The organism is Curtobacterium sp. VKM Ac-1393 (assembly GCF_015350995.1).
GTDB lineage: Bacteria > Actinomycetota > Actinomycetes > Actinomycetales > Microbacteriaceae > Curtobacterium.
Genome location: NZ_JADKRW010000007.1, coordinates 56613 through 76210 on the forward strand (window position 1 = coordinate 56613; position 19598 = coordinate 76210).

Annotated in this window: 21 protein-coding genes; 6 read left to right on the top strand and 15 right to left on the bottom strand. The window is 72.0% G+C overall.

Annotation, left to right across the window (positions count from 1 at the left end):
- Nucleotides 1-12: 12 nt before the first annotated feature.
- Entirely contained in the window at nucleotides 13-1227 is a 1215-nt protein-coding gene (locus ITJ59_RS15760) for an FAD-dependent monooxygenase (RefSeq protein ID WP_194652247.1), read from the bottom strand.
- Between the two features lie 38 nt (nucleotides 1228-1265).
- On the opposite strand from ITJ59_RS15760, the gene ITJ59_RS15765 reads away from it, so the two are divergent.
- The 3 genes from ITJ59_RS15765 to ITJ59_RS15775 all read left to right on the top strand — a co-directional run bounded on the left by ITJ59_RS15765 (nucleotide 1266) and on the right by ITJ59_RS15775 (nucleotide 3439).
- Nucleotides 1266-1757 carry a MarR family winged helix-turn-helix transcriptional regulator gene (locus ITJ59_RS15765; protein ID WP_194652248.1) on the top strand — a complete coding sequence of 164 codons (492 nt, stop codon included), beginning with the start codon at nucleotides 1266-1268 and terminating at the stop codon, nucleotides 1755-1757.
- A gap of 31 nt (nucleotides 1758-1788) precedes the next feature.
- Nucleotides 1789-2829: a LacI family DNA-binding transcriptional regulator gene (locus ITJ59_RS15770; RefSeq protein ID WP_323749531.1), complete on the top strand. Its 1041-nt coding sequence runs from the start codon at nucleotides 1789-1791 to the stop codon at nucleotides 2827-2829.
- A 145-nt stretch (nucleotides 2830-2974) separates the two neighbouring features.
- Nucleotides 2975-3439, top strand: a complete 465-nt coding sequence (locus ITJ59_RS15775) for a heme-degrading domain-containing protein (RefSeq protein WP_194652249.1) — start codon at nucleotides 2975-2977, stop codon at nucleotides 3437-3439.
- 263 nt (nucleotides 3440-3702) lie between these two features.
- Here the strand turns inward: ITJ59_RS15775 and ITJ59_RS15780 are convergent, their stop codons facing one another.
- On the bottom strand, nucleotides 3703-4002 hold the full coding sequence (locus ITJ59_RS15780) for a Dabb family protein (protein ID WP_194652250.1): 300 nt from the start codon (nucleotides 4000-4002) through the stop codon (nucleotides 3703-3705).
- Nucleotides 3999-4145 (bottom strand): hypothetical protein, encoded by a 147-nt coding sequence (locus tag ITJ59_RS15785; RefSeq protein ID WP_194652251.1) that lies wholly within the window; start codon nucleotides 4143-4145, stop codon nucleotides 3999-4001. The genes ITJ59_RS15780 and ITJ59_RS15785 overlap by 4 nt, the downstream gene beginning before the upstream one ends.
- A 415-nt stretch (nucleotides 4146-4560) precedes the next feature.
- On the opposite strand from ITJ59_RS15785, the gene ITJ59_RS15790 reads away from it, so the two are divergent.
- Complete coding sequence (locus tag ITJ59_RS15790) at nucleotides 4561-5391, top strand: SGNH/GDSL hydrolase family protein (RefSeq protein ID WP_194652252.1); 831 nt, start codon at nucleotides 4561-4563, stop codon at nucleotides 5389-5391.
- Between the two features lie 222 nt (nucleotides 5392-5613).
- Here ITJ59_RS15790 and ITJ59_RS15795 read toward each other — a convergent pair whose 3' ends face one another.
- From ITJ59_RS15795 to ITJ59_RS15830, 8 genes are all read right to left on the bottom strand, one after another.
- Complete coding sequence (locus ITJ59_RS15795; protein ID WP_194652253.1) at nucleotides 5614-7293, bottom strand: putative Ig domain-containing protein; 1680 nt, start codon at nucleotides 7291-7293, stop codon at nucleotides 5614-5616.
- 93 nt (nucleotides 7294-7386) lie between these two features.
- Entirely contained in the window at nucleotides 7387-7992 is a 606-nt protein-coding gene (locus tag ITJ59_RS19700; protein WP_194652254.1) for a TetR-like C-terminal domain-containing protein, read from the bottom strand.
- The gene (locus tag ITJ59_RS15805; RefSeq protein ID WP_194652255.1) at nucleotides 7985-8836 is read right to left on the bottom strand and encodes an alpha/beta fold hydrolase; all 852 of its coding nucleotides are present in this window, start codon (nucleotides 8834-8836) and stop codon (nucleotides 7985-7987) included. Before ITJ59_RS15805 ends, ITJ59_RS19700 begins: the two co-directional genes overlap by 8 nt.
- 43 nt (nucleotides 8837-8879) lie before the next feature.
- Nucleotides 8880-9932 (bottom strand): glycosyl hydrolase family 18 protein, encoded by a 1053-nt coding sequence (locus ITJ59_RS19705; RefSeq protein ID WP_194652256.1) that lies wholly within the window; start codon nucleotides 9930-9932, stop codon nucleotides 8880-8882.
- A gap of 12 nt (nucleotides 9933-9944) precedes the next feature.
- Nucleotides 9945-11561 carry a long-chain-fatty-acid--CoA ligase gene (locus tag ITJ59_RS15815; protein ID WP_194652257.1) on the bottom strand — a complete coding sequence of 539 codons (1617 nt, stop codon included), beginning with the start codon at nucleotides 11559-11561 and terminating at the stop codon, nucleotides 9945-9947.
- A gap of 56 nt (nucleotides 11562-11617) precedes the next feature.
- Nucleotides 11618-12214 (bottom strand): TetR/AcrR family transcriptional regulator, encoded by a 597-nt coding sequence (locus tag ITJ59_RS15820; protein ID WP_194652258.1) that lies wholly within the window; start codon nucleotides 12212-12214, stop codon nucleotides 11618-11620.
- 48 nt (nucleotides 12215-12262) lie between these two features.
- Nucleotides 12263-12424, bottom strand: a complete 162-nt coding sequence (locus tag ITJ59_RS15825; RefSeq protein ID WP_194652259.1) for a hypothetical protein — start codon at nucleotides 12422-12424, stop codon at nucleotides 12263-12265.
- A gap of 81 nt (nucleotides 12425-12505) precedes the next feature.
- On the bottom strand, nucleotides 12506-12727 hold the full coding sequence (locus tag ITJ59_RS15830) for a hypothetical protein (protein WP_194652260.1): 222 nt from the start codon (nucleotides 12725-12727) through the stop codon (nucleotides 12506-12508).
- 253 nt (nucleotides 12728-12980) lie between these two features.
- On the opposite strand from ITJ59_RS15830, the gene ITJ59_RS15835 reads away from it, so the two are divergent.
- Nucleotides 12981-13931, top strand: coding sequence for an AraC family transcriptional regulator (locus ITJ59_RS15835; RefSeq protein WP_194652261.1), 951 nt, complete (start codon nucleotides 12981-12983; stop codon nucleotides 13929-13931).
- Complete coding sequence (locus ITJ59_RS19710) at nucleotides 13928-14908, top strand: endonuclease/exonuclease/phosphatase family protein (protein WP_194652262.1); 981 nt, start codon at nucleotides 13928-13930, stop codon at nucleotides 14906-14908. Before ITJ59_RS15835 ends, ITJ59_RS19710 begins: the two co-directional genes overlap by 4 nt.
- Before the next feature lie 25 nt (nucleotides 14909-14933).
- Here the strand turns inward: ITJ59_RS19710 and ITJ59_RS15845 are convergent, their stop codons facing one another.
- From ITJ59_RS15845 to xylA, 4 genes are read right to left on the bottom strand one after another with little or no spacing between them, the layout of a single operon-like run.
- Nucleotides 14934-15803 carry an SDR family oxidoreductase gene (locus ITJ59_RS15845; RefSeq protein ID WP_194652263.1) on the bottom strand — a complete coding sequence of 290 codons (870 nt, stop codon included), beginning with the start codon at nucleotides 15801-15803 and terminating at the stop codon, nucleotides 14934-14936.
- A gap of 54 nt (nucleotides 15804-15857) precedes the next feature.
- Nucleotides 15858-16886, bottom strand: coding sequence for an acetylxylan esterase (locus tag ITJ59_RS15850; RefSeq protein WP_194652264.1), 1029 nt, complete (start codon nucleotides 16884-16886; stop codon nucleotides 15858-15860).
- 12 nt (nucleotides 16887-16898) lie between these two features.
- On the bottom strand, nucleotides 16899-18362 hold the full coding sequence (locus tag ITJ59_RS15855) for a xylulokinase (RefSeq protein WP_194652265.1): 1464 nt from the start codon (nucleotides 18360-18362) through the stop codon (nucleotides 16899-16901).
- Nucleotides 18362-19555, bottom strand: a complete 1194-nt coding sequence (gene xylA, locus ITJ59_RS15860) for a xylose isomerase (RefSeq protein ID WP_194652266.1) — start codon at nucleotides 19553-19555, stop codon at nucleotides 18362-18364. The genes ITJ59_RS15855 and xylA overlap by 1 nt, the downstream gene beginning before the upstream one ends.
- Between the last annotated feature and the right edge of the window lie 43 nt (nucleotides 19556-19598).

A 19598-nucleotide genomic window follows, 5' to 3' on the forward strand; every position in this document is an offset into this window, starting at 1 on the left:
GGTCGACCGGCGCTACCGCGAGGGCTGCTGCATCGTCTCGGGCAGCGGTGGCAGGGGGCGTTCGCTGTCGGCGACCCGGGTGAGCCGCGCCGCCAGTGGCCGGAAGAGTGCCGACAGCAGCACCTTGTCCGCCAGGCCGCGCGCAGCGAGTCCGAGCCGGGTCTGCGGGTACGCGAAGTGCACGATGCCCTTCGGGATGCCCTGGATCTTGTCGACCAGGGGGCGCATCCAGGTGTCGAAGGTGTCGAGTGCGTGGTCGAGGTCCTCGCCCCCGGTGACCGATGCCGCCAGCACGTAGCCGCTCGTCAGGGCAAGTGAGGCGCCGCCGCCGCCCATCGGTGTCACGCACCAGGCTGCGTCGCCGATCACGCAGACGCGGCCCCGGTGCCAGCGCGGCATCCGGATCTGGGTCAGCTCGTCCAGGTAGACGTCGTCCGAGCCGTCGAACCCGTCGAGGACGCGGTCGGTCTGCCATCCGGCATCGGCGTAACGGGTCCGCAGCGTCGCCAGGGCGTCCGCACGCGAGCGGCCCACCAGTCCGTCGCCACCGGCGTACGCCAGGATCGCCCGCGTCGTGCCGTACGGGTCCGGGCGCAGGTGGACCTGACGCCCGCCGACGGCGTTGTACCAGCGCCACCGGTCGTCGTCCGAGGGCGTGCGCGGGATCGTGCCGAAGACCATGGTCACCCCGAGGTCGCGCTCGACGACCTCACCGTCGGCGGGGAAGAGGCGGTCGCGGGTCCGTGAGCGCACACCCTCGGCGATGACCACGAGGTCGGCGTCGAGCACCCGCCCGGTGTCGGTGGTCACGGTCGCACGGCGGCTGCCGGCCTGGTCGTCGACGTCCTGGATCGTCTCGCCGTAGACGATGGTGACATCGGCGGGCAGGTCGTCGAGGATCACCCGGGCGAAGTCGCCGCGCAGGACCTCGAGTTCGGCGGTGGCACCGTCCGGGCCGTCGGAGGGCAGTTCCGACCGGACATCGCCGTCGCGATCGACGATCACCGTCCCGGTCTCGGTCGTGTTGCGTGCGCGGATGGCGTCGACCAGGCCCATGCGGTCGAGCACCTCGCGAGCGACCCCGCGGACGTCGACGTTCTGCCCGCCGTCGCGGAAGGCCGGTGCGCGTTCGATCACCGTCACCCGCCACCCGACGTGGCGCAACCACCAGGCGGCGGACAGGCCTGCGATGCTGGCTCCGGAGATCACTGCGTGCTGTGAGGTCATGCTTTACAGTAAAGCAACTGCACAGTAAAGGAACCTGGATGCCCGACATCGACCCCCTCACCACGGTGTGGTCCGACGACGAGGTCGCGGTCATGCACGCGCTGCGCGACTGGGCCGTCACCTTCGACGAACTGCAGCGGCAGCTGTCCACGTGGATCGGGCTGCCGGGTTCGGACGCGAACGCCCTCGGCCAGATCGTGTGGGCGGAGCAAGCCGGCGAGCCGCTCTCCCCGGCGCAGTTGGCGCGCCGGATCGGCATGACCTCCGGTGCCACCTCGGTGCTCCTCGACCGCCTCGAGGATGCCGGACACGTCACCCGGCACCGCGAGAGCGCCGATCGACGCCGGGTCACCCTGCGCCCGACCGAGTCCGCGCGCGCCGAGAGTGGGCGGTTCCTCGCGTTCTCCGGCGCCGAGATCGCCGCGACGGTGCTGGATGCCGATCCGGAGGAGACGCGGATCGTCCTCGGGTTCCTGCAGCGCATGACCGCGGCTGCGGCGTCGGCGAACGGTCGGCTGCAGGCGCGCTGAGGGGTGCCCGTGCACGTGCCAGACTGGCCGCGTGACGACGGGGAACGACCACCTGCCGGAGCGGCGTCCCGCCGGCAGCCGACTGCCGACGATGCGCGACGTCGCCGAACGCGTCGGGATGTCCCGGCAGCTCGTCTCGCTCGTACTCCGTGGCGCTCCGGGCCCGAGCGCCGAGTCCCGCGACCGGGTCCTCGCCGCTGCTGCCGACCTCGGGTACCGTCCGCACACCTCGGCCCGGCTCCTGCGCGAAGGTCGCACACGGCTGATCGGCACCGTCTTCAGCATGCGGAACCCGTTCCAGGTCCGGTTCGTGGAGCGCCTCTTCGCCCGAGCTGCGGAGCAGGGGTTCGGCGTCGCGCTCGGAGCCGCGGGCCCCGACCGGTCGACGGACCAGGTGGTGGCGGACCTGCTCGGCGACCGTGTCGAGGCCCTCGTCGTGTTCAACCCGGACCCCGGCTCGTCCTCGCTCGAAGAGGCCAGTCGACTGGTCCCGGTCGTGCTGCTCGGCGAGTGGACCGATGCGCCGTACGCCGACAACGTGCACGTGGACGAGCTCGGTGGGCTCCGCGCCGCCGTCGAGCACCTGGTCGACCTGGGGCACCGGCGCATCGCGTACGTCGGTGGCGAAGACGGCCTGGTCGGGCGGGACCGTGCGGTCGCCTACCGCGAGGCCATGCGGGCCGTCGGACTCCGGTCCGAGATCGACGTCGTGCCGAGCGGCTTCAGTGAGGAGGACGGCGCCGCGGCGGCCCGGACCCTCGTGGCGCGCGACTCCCTGCCGACGGCGGTGGTCTGCTGCGGTGACCAGTGCGCGACCGGACTGCTGGCCGTCCTGGCGCAGCGCGGCATCGGCGTCCCTGGCCGAGTCTCGGTGGTCGGCTTCGACGACAGCTACCTGGCTTCGCTCAGTTACCACCATCTGACGTCGGTGCACCAGGACGTCGAGGCGACCGTCGATGCGGCACTCACCGCCGTCGTCGACCGGACGTCGGGCGACGGGGGCGCGCGCCGACGCGTCGCGACGCCGACCGGGCTCGTGGTGCGCGAGTCGACGGGTCCCGCCGCGGGCTGACCTCGTACGACACCGTTGTCGTCGTGCGACCTCGACCAAGTCGTTCCGCGTCGACTTGGCCGCCGCGTGTGCCGCGTTGGCTCGTGCTAACCTCGCGACCACGGTGCCTGCGCCCAGATCGCCGCGGGCTGAGCAGGAGACGACGATGTCCGACCGCACCATCATCCTCGAGCAACAGGAACGCGAGCTCGTGCTCGACGCGTTCACCCACGACGACGCCTGGGAGCTGGGCTCACTGATCCGTGGCATCGCCCACGAAGCCGGCCACTCCGTCGGCATCGACATCCGACGACCCGGCCTCGGACTGTTCCGCGCGGCGACCCCGGGCATCACCCCGGACCAACATGTCTGGATCGAGCGCAAGGCCGCGGTCGTGCTCCGGATGGAGCAGTCGAGCGCCCTCGTCGACGCCCGGCTGTCCGCCGCCGGCGCCGACCCCGCGGCGATCGGGTGGCTCGGCGCCGAGTACGCCGTCACCGGTGGTTCGTTCCCGATCCGCGTCCGCGGTGCTGGTGTGGTCGCCGCGGTGACGGCGTCGGGGCTGTCCTCGATGGAGGACCACGACCTGGTCGTCGCTGGCCTCCGTGCCTTCATCGCCTCGTGTCCTTGACGCGACCAGAGGCGGACGGGAGGCGCGGCGCCAGCTCACGCCGCGCCTCCAGTCCGTCACTGGTCGCGTTCGCAAGCCGAGTCAACCGGGCGTGAGGTTCCACGACTCGCCGCTCACGTCCCCCGAGGTTCCGCAGACGACCCCGGGGCGTCTCGAGGTTCCACGATTTCGGAACCTGGGGAAGTGCGAGGACGCGACGGTACGCGACGGGACGTGCTGGGACGCGCGGCGGGCGGCGTGATGGCGGAAGTGAGCCCGCCCGATCAGGCGGGCAGTGGGACGAAGTCGAACTCCTGGAACGATGCGACCTCGTCCGCCCACCGGGTGGCGACGAACCGCTGGTGCGCGGGGTGCTCGTCGTACGCCGTGTAGGTGTCCTGGTCGGCGAACACCATCGAGAACTGGAACCGGAAGTCGCTCTGCGTCGAGACCTGGCGCGACACGGTGAAGTCCTGCACGCCGGCGATCGCCGGCAGGGTGTCGCGGGCGGCCTCGAGGAACGCGGCCTCATGCGGGGAGCCGGCCGCGTGGACGAGCGTGAAGCAGACGGTGTGGACGATCATGCGGGGTCTCCGGTGGGGTAGTCGACGAAGCCGAAGGCGGACCCGTCGGGAGCCCACCCGTTGACGTTGAGAGTGCCCTGCCCGCCGTCGAGCTCGACGATGGTCTCGGCGGCCTGCCAGACCCCGGGTCCCCAGTCGCTCACCATCGGGGTCGAGCACGTGGTCGTTGTTGAGCGGCGGAACCCCCGTGATGCCGACCTGCTCCGGGGTGTCGGTACCGTCGGCCGGCATCGTCCAGAGGACGCCGTCCGCGTTGAGGACGAGGCGGCCGTCCAGGGTCCAGTTCGGCGCCTCGTAGAGCCGCTCAGTGGACTCGTGCACGGTGGTCACGGTGCGGTCGGAACGGTGCCAGATCCGGATGCGGCAGGTCTGGCCCGGTACGAGCACGCGACCGGGCGCTTCGTCGTCGAGGGGCAAGGCCGCGCCTTTCCGCAGTGAATCTTGGCTCGTGACAACACTACCGCGTTCCGGTCGGGATTCGACCCCCGTCCTGGGGATGATGACATGTGCTCGATTCCTGTAAGTTGTACAGGTTCGTTCCCTAGACGAAAGCTCATCTTGCCTGCTCCTCAGCGCTCATCCCGCCTGCCCCTCATCGCCGCCACCACCTCGGTCGTCGTCATCGCCGGAGCCCTGCTCGCCGCGATCCCGAACGCTGCCACCGCCGTGGAGGCACCGAACCCGAACCCGACCCCGACGGACGTGACGACCGCGACCCCGGTACCGACGCCCGCGACGCCGGTGCCGGCCGTGACGCCGACCTCGGTCCCCGTCGCGACTCCGACCCCGTCAGCTCCGACTCCGACTCCGACTCCGACTCCGACTCCGACTCCGACTCCGACGACGATCTCGGTCACCTACGCCGGCGACTCACTGACCGCGATGGACGGCTCGTGGATGCGGCAGATGAACGACCGGACGCTCACGAACGTGGGCGGAACCGCGATCGGGGGTGCGACCACTGCGCGCATCCTCGAACGCTCCTCGACGAAGGACGCCGACGCGCTGGTGGTGATGGCCGGTACGAACGACCTCCGCTACGCCTACAGCAGCAAGAGCATCCTGCGGAACATCAACAAGATCGTGCAGAAGGTCGACGCCCGTCACGTCGTCATCGCGGCGATCGCCCCGTCGAACATCACGAAGTACGGCAAGCAGCGCATCGACCGGCGCAAGCAGGGCGAGATCCTGAACCGCGACCTCCAGAACTACGCGCTCACGAACGGCTACCTCTTCGTCGACCCGTGGGCCGCCGATCGGCAGCTGAACGGTGGATGGCCGGCGAGCCGCACGTCCGACGGCGTCCACCCGACGGTCGCGATGTCGAAGAAGGTCGCCGTCCGCATGCAGCAGGCCATCCACATCGCCGTGGAGGGTGCGAAGGGCTAGCCGGGGCGGGCGGCTCCGCGTCGGTCCGCTCAGGCGGCCCGCGTCGCCCGTCGCCTCGCCCGGACCACGGCGACGGCGGCGAGTGCCGCGCCGCTCACAGCGACGACCGCCTGCCGAACGCGAGCCACGGGACCTCGATGAAGAGGGTCTCGAGCCTGGGCGTCCGGACGGGAGGCACGGTGCCAGCTGGCACCGCGCCTCCCGTCGCTCAGGGGTGTCGGATCAGAGCCCGGCGCGGCGACGGCGCACCGCGCGCGCCCCGAGCATGCCGGCGCCGACCAGGACCAGGCCGAGCGCCCACGGCAGGGCGCCGGTGGCCTCGGAGCCGGTGTAGGCGAGCTGCCCCGACGTGGGCGTCGCACCCGCGACGGACACGGTCGGGACCGTCGGGACGGTGGGGCGGACGTCCACCGCGAACGAGGTGCTCTGCAGGCCGGTGCCGCCGACGGTCAGCGTGTGCGTCGAGGCATGCGGGAAGGTGACGCCGACGGCGCTCTCGGCATCGAACTCGGTGTAGGGCGCGATCACGTCACTGGCGACGTCCGAGGTGACGATCGGCGTCCAGACCGGGTTGCCGCCCTCGTCGGCGAAGTCGACCGGGTTGCCGAAGCGGTCGACCAGGTTTCCGGACACGACGAGCGTCCCGCCCTGCGCGACCGTCGGACGGCCACCGTCCACGACGTCGAGACCGCCGAAGGAGCCGTCCTCGTCGAGGGTGAGCTTCACGGTCAGGACGGTGCCGTCCGTGCCGATGATCCACATCGTCTTCTTCGGCGCGGCGACCGACTTCGCATCGAGGGTGAAGACCTGCACGCCGAACGCGGCGGCCGGGTCGACGGTCAGTTCGACGTACTGCGTGACCGACTCGGTGCCGCTCGTGGCCGTGACCGCGAAGTCGAAGTTCGACGCCAGGGTGGCGGTGCCGCGCAGCTCGCCGGTGGTCGCGTCGAAGGTCACGCCGTCGGGCAGCTGGAGCTCCGGACCGAAGTCCTCGCCCTCGTCGTCCGGCTGGAACCCGAACCCGATCGTCCAGCCCGAGCCGCCGGAGCTGCCCGCTGCGAGTGCCGCTGCCTGCGACTTCGTCATGACGACGTTGCCGTCGTCGTCGCCGTAGTACCAGGCGAGCGCGTAGGTCGGGGCGGGGGAGCCCTGCGCCCGGAACGTGTGCGAGAACGCCTTGCCCGCGGTGGCCTGCAGGGGGAGCGGGTCGCCGGCGTCCGTGCCCCGGGTGATCGGCTGGCCGGCGGCGTCGACGAACGCCGGGTCCTGCGCGATGGCGGCCGAGGTCGCGGTCACGGTCGCGGTCGTGCCGTCGGCCAGTGCGCCGGTGACCTGCACCGACAGCTGCAGGCCGGCCTGTGCGGCATCGACCGTGTACGAGCCGGTCGTCGCGAGCACCGCGGTGGAACCTTCTTCGGTCCAGACGTACCGGAACGCACCGTCCTGGTCGAACCCGGTGGGGACGGCGGTGAGCACGGAGCCGACCTTCGTGTCGCCGGTGATGGTGACGGCGGGGTCGGCAGCCTGCGGCGCAGTCGGTGCGTCGGTCTGGGCGGGCGTCGGGGCCGTGGTGGTCGGAGCGGACGGCTCCGGGTCGTCAGCCGCGGGTGCGGTCGCGTCGGTCGCGTCGGTCTCGTCGGGTGCGTCGGCCCCGTCGGCCGGCGCGGTCTCGGCCGGGCTCGGTGCGGGGGCGCTCGCCGTCGAGTCCCCCTCGTCCGCGGTCGGCACCGGGGCCTCGGTCGCCGCGGGAGCGGACGTCGCGGTCGTGGTCGACGGGTCGGTCGCCGTGTCGGCGTGGGCGGCCGTCGCGGTGATGATGCCGAGGCCGGTCGTCAGTGCGACGAGGGCTGCGGTGGTGCCGACGGCGCAGGCGCGTCGGACGGTGGAGGCGCTGTGGCGCACGGGTCCGCCTGGATCGTGTCCGGTCGGGTGCCGGATCGTGTGGATCCGCCGAGAAAGCTCAGGCGTCCTCGGATCGTAGAGCCCGCGGTGGCCTCAGACCGCCGTGGAGTCCGAATCGTGACCATGACTGGGGGCGGTCGTCGCGCGGAACCCCCGGTCGAGGAAGGCGACGATCCACTCGAAGCTCGTGTCCACGTCGGTGCGCATCTGGAACCCGCCGGACGTCTCGATCGTGGCGAAGCCGTGCAGGACGCTGCGCACCAACCGCAGCGCGTGGACCTCGTCGGCGGGATCGAGGCCGTAGCCGCGCAGTGCTGCCGCGAAGGACGCGAGGGTGCGGTCCATCGCGACGGCCAGCGGGTCCACCGGGCCGGCCGGCCGGATCCCGACCGTGGCCTCGTACCGACCGGGGTGCTCCTGCACGTACCGCCGGACGGTCTCAGCGGCTGCGTCGAGGGCGTCGCGCCCGGCCAGCCCCTGCATCGCATCGCGCAGGGCGTCGCCGAGCTCGTTCGCGGCGAGTATCGCGACCCGACGGACCAGGTCGGTCAGGCCGTCGACGTGCTTGTACAGCGACGGCGACTTCACGCCGAGCCGCTCCGCCACGACGCTCATGCTGAGCTGCGCGAGCCCGATCTCGTCGGCCAGCGCGGCCGCCGCGGTCGTGACGGCGGCGGGGTCGAGCCCTGCCCTAGCCACGGTGGCCGCCGGCGGGGGCGAGGGTGCGGCCGAGGAACGGGAGCACGAGCGCCAGGACCTCGGCCGGGGTCTCGGTGTGCGGGTAGTGCCCGGCACCGTCGATAACGGCGAGTTCGCCGAGCCCGTCCGGCAGGTCCGCGAGGACGCGTTCGCCCTCGGCGCGGGGGACTGCCCAGTCCGGGTCCGCACTGCCCTCGACCACCAGGACGGGGCAGCGCACGTCGGCCAGTCGGGCCCCGGCGTCGGCCGGTGAGGTCTTCGTCATCGCGCGCAGGGCGGCCATCCGTTCGGGCTTCCGGAGCGTCGACTCGATGCGGTCACGCTCGGCTGCCCAGTCGGCCGGCTTCGTCGGGACGGCGATGTCCAGGTACCCGAGCCAGCCGGGCAGGCTGCCGGCCACCAGGACCTTGGCGAGCTGGAACGTGCCGGCGCGGTGGCGCTTGTTCCCGAGCAGGCCGCCGAGGTCGAACGACTGCTTGCGCGTGAACGGCGCGAGTTCGACGATGCCGACGATGATGTCCGGGGCATCGGCGGCGGCGATGGTGGCCGCTCCACCGCTGATCGACTGCCCGATGACGACCGCGGGGCCGCCGAGGTGTCGGACGACGGCGACCAGGTCGCGGGCGATGTCGGCACGCTCGTACGAGGGCCACTCGGCGCTCGAGTCGCCGCAGCCGCGGATGTCGACGTTGGCGACGCGGTACCCGGCGGCGACGAGCTCGGGGACCACGAACCGGTACGCGTGCCGGCTGTCGCCCATGCCGTGGGCCAGGACGACGAGCGGGCCGTCGCCGATGACGTCGTAGGCGATGGTGCCCTCGTCGGTGTGCAGGTGTTCGAGCATGACTGCCTCCGTGGCTAAGTGTGTTAGCTACAAGCTAAGACGCTTAGCCAACCCTGTCAAGCTCGAGTGTGTCGGACAGGTCCAGGGACCAGACGGCGACCCCGGTCAGGCCGAGCCGCTCGGCGAGTGCCACGCGCTCGCGCAGTGACCGCGCGTCGGACCACCACAGCACCTCGCCGCTGGGCAGGGTCGCGGTCCACTCACCCGCTGTCGCGTCCCAGGTCGGGGTGACGCCGGCCTTCCGGACGCGGCGGCGGGCGTCGTCGTCCGACAGCTGCCCCGCCGGGCGCGGGCCCTTCCAGTGGTAGCCGTACCCGGCGACGCCGAGGACGATCTGGTCGGCGGGCGCGAGGTGTGCGAGCGCCCTGGCCGACTTCGAGGCCCAGGCCAGCGCCCCCACCGGGCCCGGTGCGTCGGGTTCCCACGGGCCGTGCTGGTCGTACGCCATCAGGGTGAGGTGGTCCAGCGGTGCGGCCAGGGCACGGACGTCGTAGCCGAGGCGGGCGTACCCGGCCGGTGTCGTCGCGGCCGACAGGGCGATGTCGAGCCGGACGTCGTCGCCGACCGCCGCTCGGAGCTCCCGCGCGAAGGCGGTCAGCCCGGAGGCATCGGCCGCGTCCAGCGCCTCGAGGTCGATCATGATCGAGTCCCACCCGCCGGTCCGCACGTCTGCCGCGAGCGAGCGGACGACGTGCGCGCGGTTGGCGGGGGACCGGAGCATCCTCCGTGCGATCGGTTCGCTGAAGTCCCCGTCGGCGTAGTTGCTGACCAGGAGCTGCGCCGTGAGGCTGCGGGCGTGGGCGCGGTTCCGCTGCGTCTTGGCGTCCCGCGACGGCGTGGTGACGCGCGTGCCGGTCCGGCTCAGCAGCAGGCCGTCCACGCCGACGACGTCGAGGGCTGCGGCGTTCGTGTCGATCAGCGTCGGATCGGCGCCCTCCGGTTGGAAGCCGGTGACGTCGAACCCGGTCGGTGTGCTGGGCGTGGGCTGCGTCGCCTGCGGCGTGCCGTCCGTGGCCGAGCAGCCGGTCAGGACGAGCCCCGCGGTCAGCGCTGCGGAGACGGTGGCGAGGAGGACGGAACGCGGCCTGGTGATCACGTCCCGAGTGTCTCAGGCTGGAGCAGCAGCCGCGTCCACCGGTGTGCTGAACCGGTCGACCAGGGCACGCTTCAGGACCTTGCCGCTCGGGCCGAGGGGGAGCGCCTCGACGACGTGCACGACCCGCGGGAACTTGTACGCGGCGATCTCGTCCGACACGAAGTGGACGAGTTCGTCGGGGGTGGCGGTCGATCCGGCGCGGAGCACCACGGCGGCCTCGATCTCCTGCCCGTGCACCTCGTGCGGCACACCGAACACGGCCGCCATGGTCACGTCGGGGTGCGTCGCGAGCACTTCTTCCACCTGCCGCGGGTACACGTTGTAGCCGTTGCGGATGATCATGTCCTTCGTGCGGTCGACGATCGTCAGGTAGCCGTCGTCGTCCTTCGTGCCGAGGTCGCCGGTGCGGAACCAGCCGTCGACGATCGCCGACTCGGTGTCCTCCGGGCGGTCCAGGTACCCGTTCATCAGGTTGTGCCCGCGGATGACGAGCTCGCCGATCTCGCCGTGCGGCAGCAGCACGATCGTGTCGGGTGTGGCCGGGTCGGCGATCTCGACGTCGACACCCCAGACCGGTGTGCCGATCGTGCCGGGCCGTGGCGCCGTGCCGACGTGGTTGAAGGTCGCGACCGGTGAGGTCTCGGTGAGGCCGTAGCCCTCGTGGATCGGCGCGTCGAAGACGGTCTGGAACCGCTCGAGCACGGCCAACGGCAGCGAGGCGCCGCCCGAGATCGCGTAGCGCAGCTGCGGTCGGGCGTCGCTGCGGGTCGCGGCGTCGAGCAGCGCCATGTACATCGTCGGCACGCCCATGAAGATCTCGCAGCCGTGTTCCACCATCGCTGCGAGGGCGGCGTCACCGTCGAACTTCGGCAGCATCACGATCGTCGCTCCGGTGCGGAACCCGGTGTTCATGGTGCAGGTCTGGCCGAAGGTGTGGAACAGGGGGAGGGCTCCGAGCAGGACGTCGCCGCGGTGCATGTCGAACGTGCTCATCAGGTTCGTGTTGACCTGTTCGAGCAGCGCGAAGTGCGAGCCTTCAGCGCCCTTCGGCTTGCCGGTGGTGCCGCTCGTGTACAGGATCGTCGCGGTGTCGAACGGGTCGCGGGGCACGTAGGTGTCGAGCGGGGTGGCGGCAGCGGCCAGCGCTTCGAGGCGGTCGGGCTGCCCGTCGGCGTCGCTGGCTTCCGGGTCGGCCGGCGCGAGCACGGTCACGACGTCGACGCCGGCGAGGTCGGCGCCGGCCGCGCCCTCGGCCAGCAGCGGTGCGGCGCACACGAGCAACGTCGCGCCGCTGTCCTGCAGCAGGTACTCGATCTCGCGTCGCTTGAGGAGCGCGTGCACCGGTACGACGACCGCTCCGAGCGCCAGCGTGGCGTAGTAGACGCGGGCGAAGTCCTCGACGTTCGGCACCAGCATCGCGACACGGGAGCCCTCGGTGACGCCGCGGGCACGGAGCGCGCCGGCGTAGGCCAGGGTCTGCGCCCAGAGCTCGGAGTACGTGGTGCGACGGTCGCCGACGATGACGGCGACGTCGTCCGGGTACCGCGCGGCGGACTCGGCGAGGATCGCGGCGACCGAGGCCGTGGCCCGGGTCGGTCGGGCTGTGGCGGTGGGAGAGGTGCTGGTCATGCCGGGCTCCGTCTTCGATGACGAGTGGTTCCCCGGATCATACTTCCGGCTGCCGGTCAGAACGCCGTGCGGTCCTCGAAGACGGACATGATCATCGCGGCACCGAGGCGTGCGCTGCGAGCGGGCTTCGCCGATCCCTGCACCGCGGATTCGACGCGGGCACCCTCGACCAGCAGTGACAGCGTCTCGGCGATGTGCGCCGGCATGTCGGCGCGGGTGCAGAGCAGCGTGAGGTGGCTCTCGATGTCGCGGAAGTGCTCGGCTGCGAGTGCGGCGATGTCCGGGTCCTGGCGACCGAGCTCGGCGTGCCCGTTGATGAACGCGCAGCCGCGCCACCCCTCGTCGGCGAAGCACTCCTCCAGGTAGCTGAAGATGCCGAGGATCTCGTCGCGGGGGTCGGAGGACGTGGTGGCGATGTGGTCCAGGGCTCGTCGCCACGCGCCGTGCCAGCGTCGGAGCACCGCGACGACCAGGGCCTGCTTGTCCGGGTACGCGGCCGTCAGTTCGTCCACGCTCATTCCTGCGTGGGCGGCGATGTCCTCGAAGCGCACGGGGATCACGCCGTGCGCCGTGAACAGCTCGTCGGCGGCCTTGGATGCGGTTCGCTGCGCGGTCGTCTCGGCGGCCGGGGGCGTGAGTGTGAGGAGCGTCATGAGGAAGTGGGGATCACCCTGTCGATCGGTTCGGACGGCATTCGGGGCTCAGGATGCGAAGAAGTCCGCGTAGCTCGGGTCAGCATGCCCCATGTGCGCGCTGAGGCGGGCCTGCACGATCTCATCGAGGTCGGCGGGCGGGGTCAAGCCGCGTCGTCGCCACTCGGAAGGGCTCTGACGGAGTTGCTCGAGGGTGCGCTGGTCACGCATCACGGCGTTCCTGTTCTGCGAAGACGGCGGTCATGTCGATGGCCTGGGTACGGACGTCCTCGAAGGCGTCGCCGTCCCGGATCACGCGGAGAGTCCGAGCACTGCGGCTGCGGAGGCGAGGACGCTCACCGAGACGATGCCGGTGGTGACCGCTGCGATCTGCAGGGTGCGCTGGCGCTGCGCGTCGCGGAGCTCGCTGAACGTGCCACGGTGGCGGTTCCGTCGGCTCTGTGCCGAGGCCGCTTCGAAGGCGTACTTGGGGGCGCTGATCGGGTGGACCGGAGCTGCGGTCACGGTGGTCATGTCGTCCTCGTGTTCTCCCGAGCAGCCCGTTGCCGCCGGATGACTCGACCGTACGAGCAGTGGCCGTCCGCTGTGGAGCCGGGGGGACGACTCGTCGGATCGCGGATGTCGGAGCGGCGGACGGTGCCGGATTGTGGACATCGGCCCGTGGGATCCGGCATCCGGTAACCGTGTGGCGGCCGGGAGGTAGCGCTTCTCGGACAGCGGCGCGGACAACGACTCGTCCGTCGGACACACTGCTCACGGTGAACCGATGACAGCAGAACGAACGAGCGTGCAGGACGATGTCCGATCCGCCGACGTCGACGAAGCACGCGACTTCCTGGTCGGGGCGTACGACGCCTCCGAATGGCGCGCCGAGACGACGGCGCAGCCGTTCACGTTCCGGTACTCGGCGGTGGGCGACACGACCATGACGCTGCGTGCCATCCGGTTCGACGGGCACCTCGAAGGCGTGATGACGCCGTCGGACGACTTCGTCGTGCAGTGGATCACCCGGGGTTCCGGTTTCATCGGCGAAGGCGACGACCGCCTCGTGAGTGCGCCGGGCCGACCGCAGTTGTGGCCACAGGACGGCGCCGCGTTCACGTACCAGGACTACGACCAGCGACTCGTCCAGATCAACCGCGCGTCGCTCGAGGAGGTCGCCGGCGAACGCGGCGCCGCCTCCGGGGGCGTGCAGCTCGACCACACCGTGCAGCCAGACGACCGCGCGGTGACGATGTGGCGGAACACGGTGAAGCTCATCTCGCACACCGTCCTCGATCGGAAGGTCTCGCCGCTGCTGCAGGCGGAGATGGGGCGGCTGGGCGCCCTGGCCCTCCTCGAGCTGTACCCGGTCGTGTCGGCGACCCTGCCGGACGAGCTCATGCTGCCGCGCAACTCGCACATCCGTCGGGCCGTCGAGTACGTGCACGAGCACGCCCACCTGCCGATCACGACGACGGACCTGGCCGAGGTCGCCTCGCTGAGCCTGCGTGCGTTGCAGCAGGCGTTCCAGCGACAGCTCGGGGTGAGCCCCAACGGCTACCTGCGCGGGGTCCGTCTCGACCGTGTGCGCGACGAGCTGCTCCACGCCGATCCGACAGCGACGAGCATCGCCGACGTCGCACGGCAGTGGGGGTTCGCCCACGCGGGCCGGTTCTCCGCCGCGTACCTCGAGCGGCACGGCGAGTACCCGCGGGACACGGTGCGACGGGCGTGACCGGGACGGCACCGAACCGCCGGACCGTCGCGTCCACCGTCGTCTTCGTGGTGGTGGCGCTCGGCAGTGTGTTCGTCTTCGCCCCGTGGCTCGGGATCGCCCGCGCGCCGGTCCTCGCTGCGCTGCTGCCCGCCCGCGCGGTGGTGTCGGTCGGCTTCGTCGTCGTGGCCGTGGCGCTGATCGTCCTCGGCATCGTGCGGCGCCGGGTGCGGGTCGTCGCCTTCGTGGTCGGCGCCGTGCTCGTCGCCCTCGCGGGAGCGAACGCCGTGGTCCTCGGGGCGAGGGGCTTCGACGCCGAGCCGCCGCACGCGGCTGGCCTCCGCGTGTTCGAGTGGAACACGAACGGCGGTCTCGTCGGAGCCACGGCGATCGGGCGCGCTGCCTCGGCGGCCCGCGCCGACGTGGTCGTGCTGCCCGACGCCGGCTCGCTCGCCGCTGCCGAGGACGTCGCCGACGCGATGCGACAGGGCGACCGACCGGTGCACGTGTTCGCCGAGCCTGGTGCGCAGGTCGCCGTGCTCGTCCGGGACGACCTCGCCGCGCACGCCACGATGCGCCCGGGCATCGATCCGGTGAAGACCCTGGTCGTGTCGGTTCCGGGAGCCCCCACGATCGTCGCGGTGCACGCGCCGCAGCCCGTCCTGCGCGGACTCGCGGGGTGGCGTGCGGACCTCGACTGGGTGCGCCGGACGTGCGCGGACGATGCCGAGGTCATCGTCGCCGGGGACTTCAACGCATCGGTGGACGCTTTCGGGGGTGGCGGACTCGGAGCCTGTCAGGACGCCGCGTCGACCGTGCACGCCGCGGCCCTCGGGACCTGGCCCACCTCGGTCGTCCCGGCACTCGCGATGCCGCTCGACCACACCCTGGTGAGCCCGGCGGCGGGCGTGGTCAGGTCGTGGACGGTCGTCCGGACCGAGGACAGGTCCGGAGCGCGGCACCGACCGACCGTCACGGTCATCGGCGCGCGGCGCTGATCCGCCGCACCTCCGCAGCGACGATCTACTGCAGCCCGAACCCGCCGTCGCTCGTGAGCACCTGACCGACGACCCAGCTCCCCGCCGCGGTCGACAGCCACCCGATGAGCTCCGCCGGGTCCGTCGAGCGGCCGACCCGGCCGAACGGCGTGCCGGCGATGTACTCGTCGAGGTCCTCGAGCGAACGGTCCGTGGTCTCCGGGTCCATGTAGCCGGTGTTGACCGGTCCGGGGTTGATCGTGTTGAGCACGATGCCGAGTTCGAGCAGTTCCGCTGCGACGGTGGCGGTGACCCCGGCCAGCGCCGCCTTGCTGGCGGCGTACGCGACCTCGCCGCGCATCGCGCCGTGGATCTGGCCCGACGTCATCCAGAAGACGTGGCCCTGCGCCTCGGCGTACGGTCCGGCGCCGGTGATGCGGTCTCCGGGCCGCCGCGGTGCGTCGCCCTGCGGTGCACGCAGTCGGGCGAACTCCGCCGTGAGGAGCAGCGTCGCGCGGGTGTTGACCTCCCAGAACGCGCTGAGCCGCTCGGGGGTCATGTCGAGGATACTGCCGTCGTCCCCGCTCTTCGCCTGGTTGCACACGAGGACGTCGAGTCGTCCGGTGCGCTCGACCGCGGCGCCCATGACGTCCGGGATCGTCGTCGGGTCGGAGAGGTCGGCGGCGACGTCGGCGAACACCGCACCGTCCGCCAGGTGGGCACGGAGTTCGTCACGCACCGCGTCGAGGTCGTCGCCGCCCCACGGGAGCTCGAGGTCGTGCGGCCGGTGGTGGTGGATGACGATGTTCGCCCCGAGCGAGGCGAGCTTGCCGGCGACGGCGAACCCGATGCCGCGTCGACGCGAGACGCCGGTGACCAGGGCGGTCTTGCCGAGCAGGGGAAGGTGTGCGGACATGGTGAACCTCTCGATCGCGCCGTGGTCGGGCGCACAGATGGAATCGGAGACGGTTCAGGAGCACTGCACGGAACCGACCATACCTCGTGATCGCAGGAACGCCACCTGTCGTTCCCAGTGCCGGAACCCGCCGCCCTCGTGCCCGTTGTACGGGTACACCTCGATCTGGCGATCGTCCGGGCCGAGCGCACCGGTCGACCCGAGCGCGTTGAAGGCGGCGAAGGTCGTGCGCGGCGGCACGACGTCGTCCATCAGGGCGACGGAGAACAGCGCCGGCGCGGTGATGCCGGCGGCGTGGTTGACCCCGTCGAAGTACGACGCGGTCTCCCACACGTGGTCGACGGTGTCACAGTGCACGGCCAGGTAGCCGGCGAGCTCCAGGTACGGGCCGCCGACGGCGACGTCGGTGCCACCCTCCCAGTCGCACAGGAACGCGACGTCCGGCAGCACCGCGGTGATCGGTCCGACGTGCGCCTCGACCAGGGCCGCGGCGGCGATCGCGATGCCGCCGCCCTGGCTGCCCCCGGTCAGCGCGATGCGCGCCGGGTCGATGCCGGGCAGCGTCCGGACGGCGTCGACCAGCCGGACGGCGTCGGTGTACACGCGGCGGTAGTAGTGGTCGGCGGGGGAGCCGATGCCGCTCGTCATCCACCCGCTCGTGCGGGGCCCGGAGCCGTGTGGGTCGGGGGTGTCGCCACCGGCCCACCCGCTGCCCTGGCCGCGGGTGTCCATGACCACGTGCACGTACCCGGCGAGGGCCCAGTCCACGCGTTCGCCGGGGCGCCCGCGTCCGCCGCCGTAGCCGAGGAACTCGACCACGACCGGCAGCGCGGCGTCGCGACCGGCCAGCGGTCGGGAGACCCAGGCACGCACGGGATCGCCGGCGAAGCCCGGGAACGTCAGGTCCTCGACGACCAGTCCGGTCACCGGGGTGTCGGCCGGTGCGAGGACGGGCGCCGTCCCCGCACCGGCCGCCCGGGCCGCGGTGATCGTGTCCGCCCAGAACGCGTCGAAGTCGTCCGGTCGTCGGACCTCGGGCCGGTGCGCGCGGAGCGCCTCCAGGGGCAGGTCGGTGCGTGGCACGGGTCTCCTTCGTCAGCGCGCCGCGGCGCGGTACTGCTCGAGCACCTCGGGGTGCGGGTCCGCCGGCACGGTCGTCGTCGCGATCTCCCACGACGGCAGCGCGCCGGTCAGTGCCCAGGCTGCCTGACGCGCGGCCCCCGAGGCCACGTACTCGCCCGGGTCCGGGATGAGCACGTCCCGCCCGAACACCTGCGCGGCGACGGTCCGGACGGCCTCGTTGCGTGCGGCCCCGCCGATGAGCAGCAGCCGCGACACGGTGACCCCCGTGTCCTCGACCGCGGCGAGCCCGTCGGCCAGGGCGCACAGCATGCCCTCCACCGCGGCACGCGCCAGGTGCGGCCGGTCGGTCGTCCCCGGGGTCATCCCGAGCAGCGACGCGGTCGCGTCCGGCCGGTTGGGCGTGCGCTCGCCGACGAAGTACGGCACGAGCACCAGCCCGTCGGCCCCGGCCGGTGCCTGCAGCGCCAGCTCGCCGAGGGCGTCGTGGTCGACGCCGAGCAGGCCGCCGATCACCTCGAGCACGCGGGCCGCGTTGAGCGTCGTGACGATCGGGAGGCGCGACCCGGTTCCGTCGGCGAAGCCCGCCACGGTCCCGCTCGGGTCCAGGACCTCGGTCGCGGTGACGCCGAAGACCGTTCCGCTGGTCCCCAGGGAGACCGCGACGTCGCCCGGGCCGAGCCCGAGGCCGAGCGCTGCCCCGGCGTTGTCGCCGAGTCCGGCCGCCACGACCAGGCCGGCCGGCGCGACCGCGCCGTTCGGCAGTGCGACGTCGACGTCGAGCGTCCCCATCGCCTCGTCGTGGGCGACCACCCTCGGCACGACGACCCCGGACGCCTCGGTGTCGCCGGCGACGCGCATGCGGCGGCCGAGCGCGAGTTCGAACAGCTCCGGGTCGTACTGTCGGCGCACCGGGTCCCAGTAGGCCGTGCCGCTGGCGTCCGAGGCGTCGGTCGCCAGGGAGTCCAGGTCCGGCCCGAGCGGACTCTCGTCGGCCGGGCCGTACCCGCGCAGCCGCCACGACAACCAGTCGTGGGGGAGCGCGACGGCCGCGACGCGGCCGGCGTCGTCCGGCTCGGCGTCGCGGAGCCACCGCAGCTTGGTACCGGTGAACGACGCGACCGGCACCAGACCCGTCCGGGTGACCCACGCCTCCCGTCCGAGCTCCTCGACCATCTGCGCGGCCGCATCCGCACTGCGGACGTCGTTCCAGAGCAGGGCGTCGCGGACCACGCGACCGTCGGCGTCGAGCGCGACCATGCCGTGCTGCTGCCCGGCGATCGCGACGGCACCGACGTCGGCGAGCCCACCGGCGTCCGCGATCGCGGCGCCGAGGGCGTCCCACCAGTGGCGGGGGTCGACGGACGTGCCGTCCGGGTGGGACGCGCGGCCCTCGCGGACGACGGCACCGGTGTCCGCGTCGAGGATCGTGACCTTGCAGGACTGGGTCGACGAGTCGACCCCCGCCACCATCGTCATCAGTTGCGCGCGCCGAGCAGGTGCTCGATGGCGAGCTGCTGCAGCCGGACGAAGCCGAAGCCCTTGCCGCCGAAGTACGCGTCGGCGTCGAAGTCCTCGTACGCCGAGCGGTCGGCGAGGAACGTGTCGTAGGACTCGCCGTCGTTCAGGGTCGGCGTGCTGAGCTCGCCGACCTTCGACGCCTCGAGCGCGGCCTGCACCTCGGGGTCGGCGCGGAAGGCCTGCGCGCGCTCCTTGAGGAGCAGGTACATGCGCATGTTCGCTGCGGCCGAGTCCCAGACGCCCGTGATGTCCTCGGTCCGGCTCGGCTTGTAGTCGAAGTGGCGCGGGCCGTCGTACGCCTGACCGCCCTGCGGCGAACCGTGCTCGAGCAGGTCGACGAGTGAGAACGCGTTCTGCAGGTCGCCGTGGCCGAACACCAGGTCCTGGTCGTACTTGATGCCGCGCTGGCCGTTCAGGTCGATGTGGAAGAGCTTGCCCTGGTACAGCGCCTGGGCGATGCCGGCCGTGAAGTTCAGGCCCGCCATCTGCTCGTGGCCGACCTCGGGGTTGATGCCGAAGAGCTCCGGGCGCTCGAGGGTCTCGGTGAAGGCGATCGCGTGGCCGAGGGTCGGCAGCAGGATGTCGCCGCGGGGCTCGTTCGGCTTCGGCTCGATGGCGAAGCGGATGCCGTAGCCCTTGTCGGTGACGTAGTCGGCGAGCAGGTTGACGGCCTCGCGGTAGCGCTCGAGCGCGGCCTGCACGTCCTTGGCGCTGTCGTACTCGGAGCCCTCGCGGCCGCCCCACATCACGAAGGTCGACGCACCGAGCTCGGCGGCGAGGTCGATGTTGCGCAGGACCTTGCGGAGCGCGAACCGGCGGACCTGGCGGTCGTTCGAGGTGAAGCCGCCGTCCTTGAAGACCGGGGCGGAGAACAGGTTCGTCGTCACCATCGGCACGATGAGCCCGGTCGAGTCGAGGGCGCCCTTGAGGCGGTCGATCTGCGTCTGACGCTCGGCGTCTGTCGAGCCGAAGGCGAACAGGTCGTCGTCGTGGAAGGTCAGGCCGTAGGCGCCGAGCTCGTCGAGCTTCTCGACCGCCTCGACCACGTCGAGGGCCGGTCGGGTGGGGCCGCCGAAGGGGTCTGAGCCGTTGTAGCCGATGGTCCAGAGACCGAAGGAGAACTTGTCTGCACGGGTGGGCGTCGTTGCCATGGTGATCACCGTTCGTCGTCGAAACAAAATGTTGCCGCGCCCA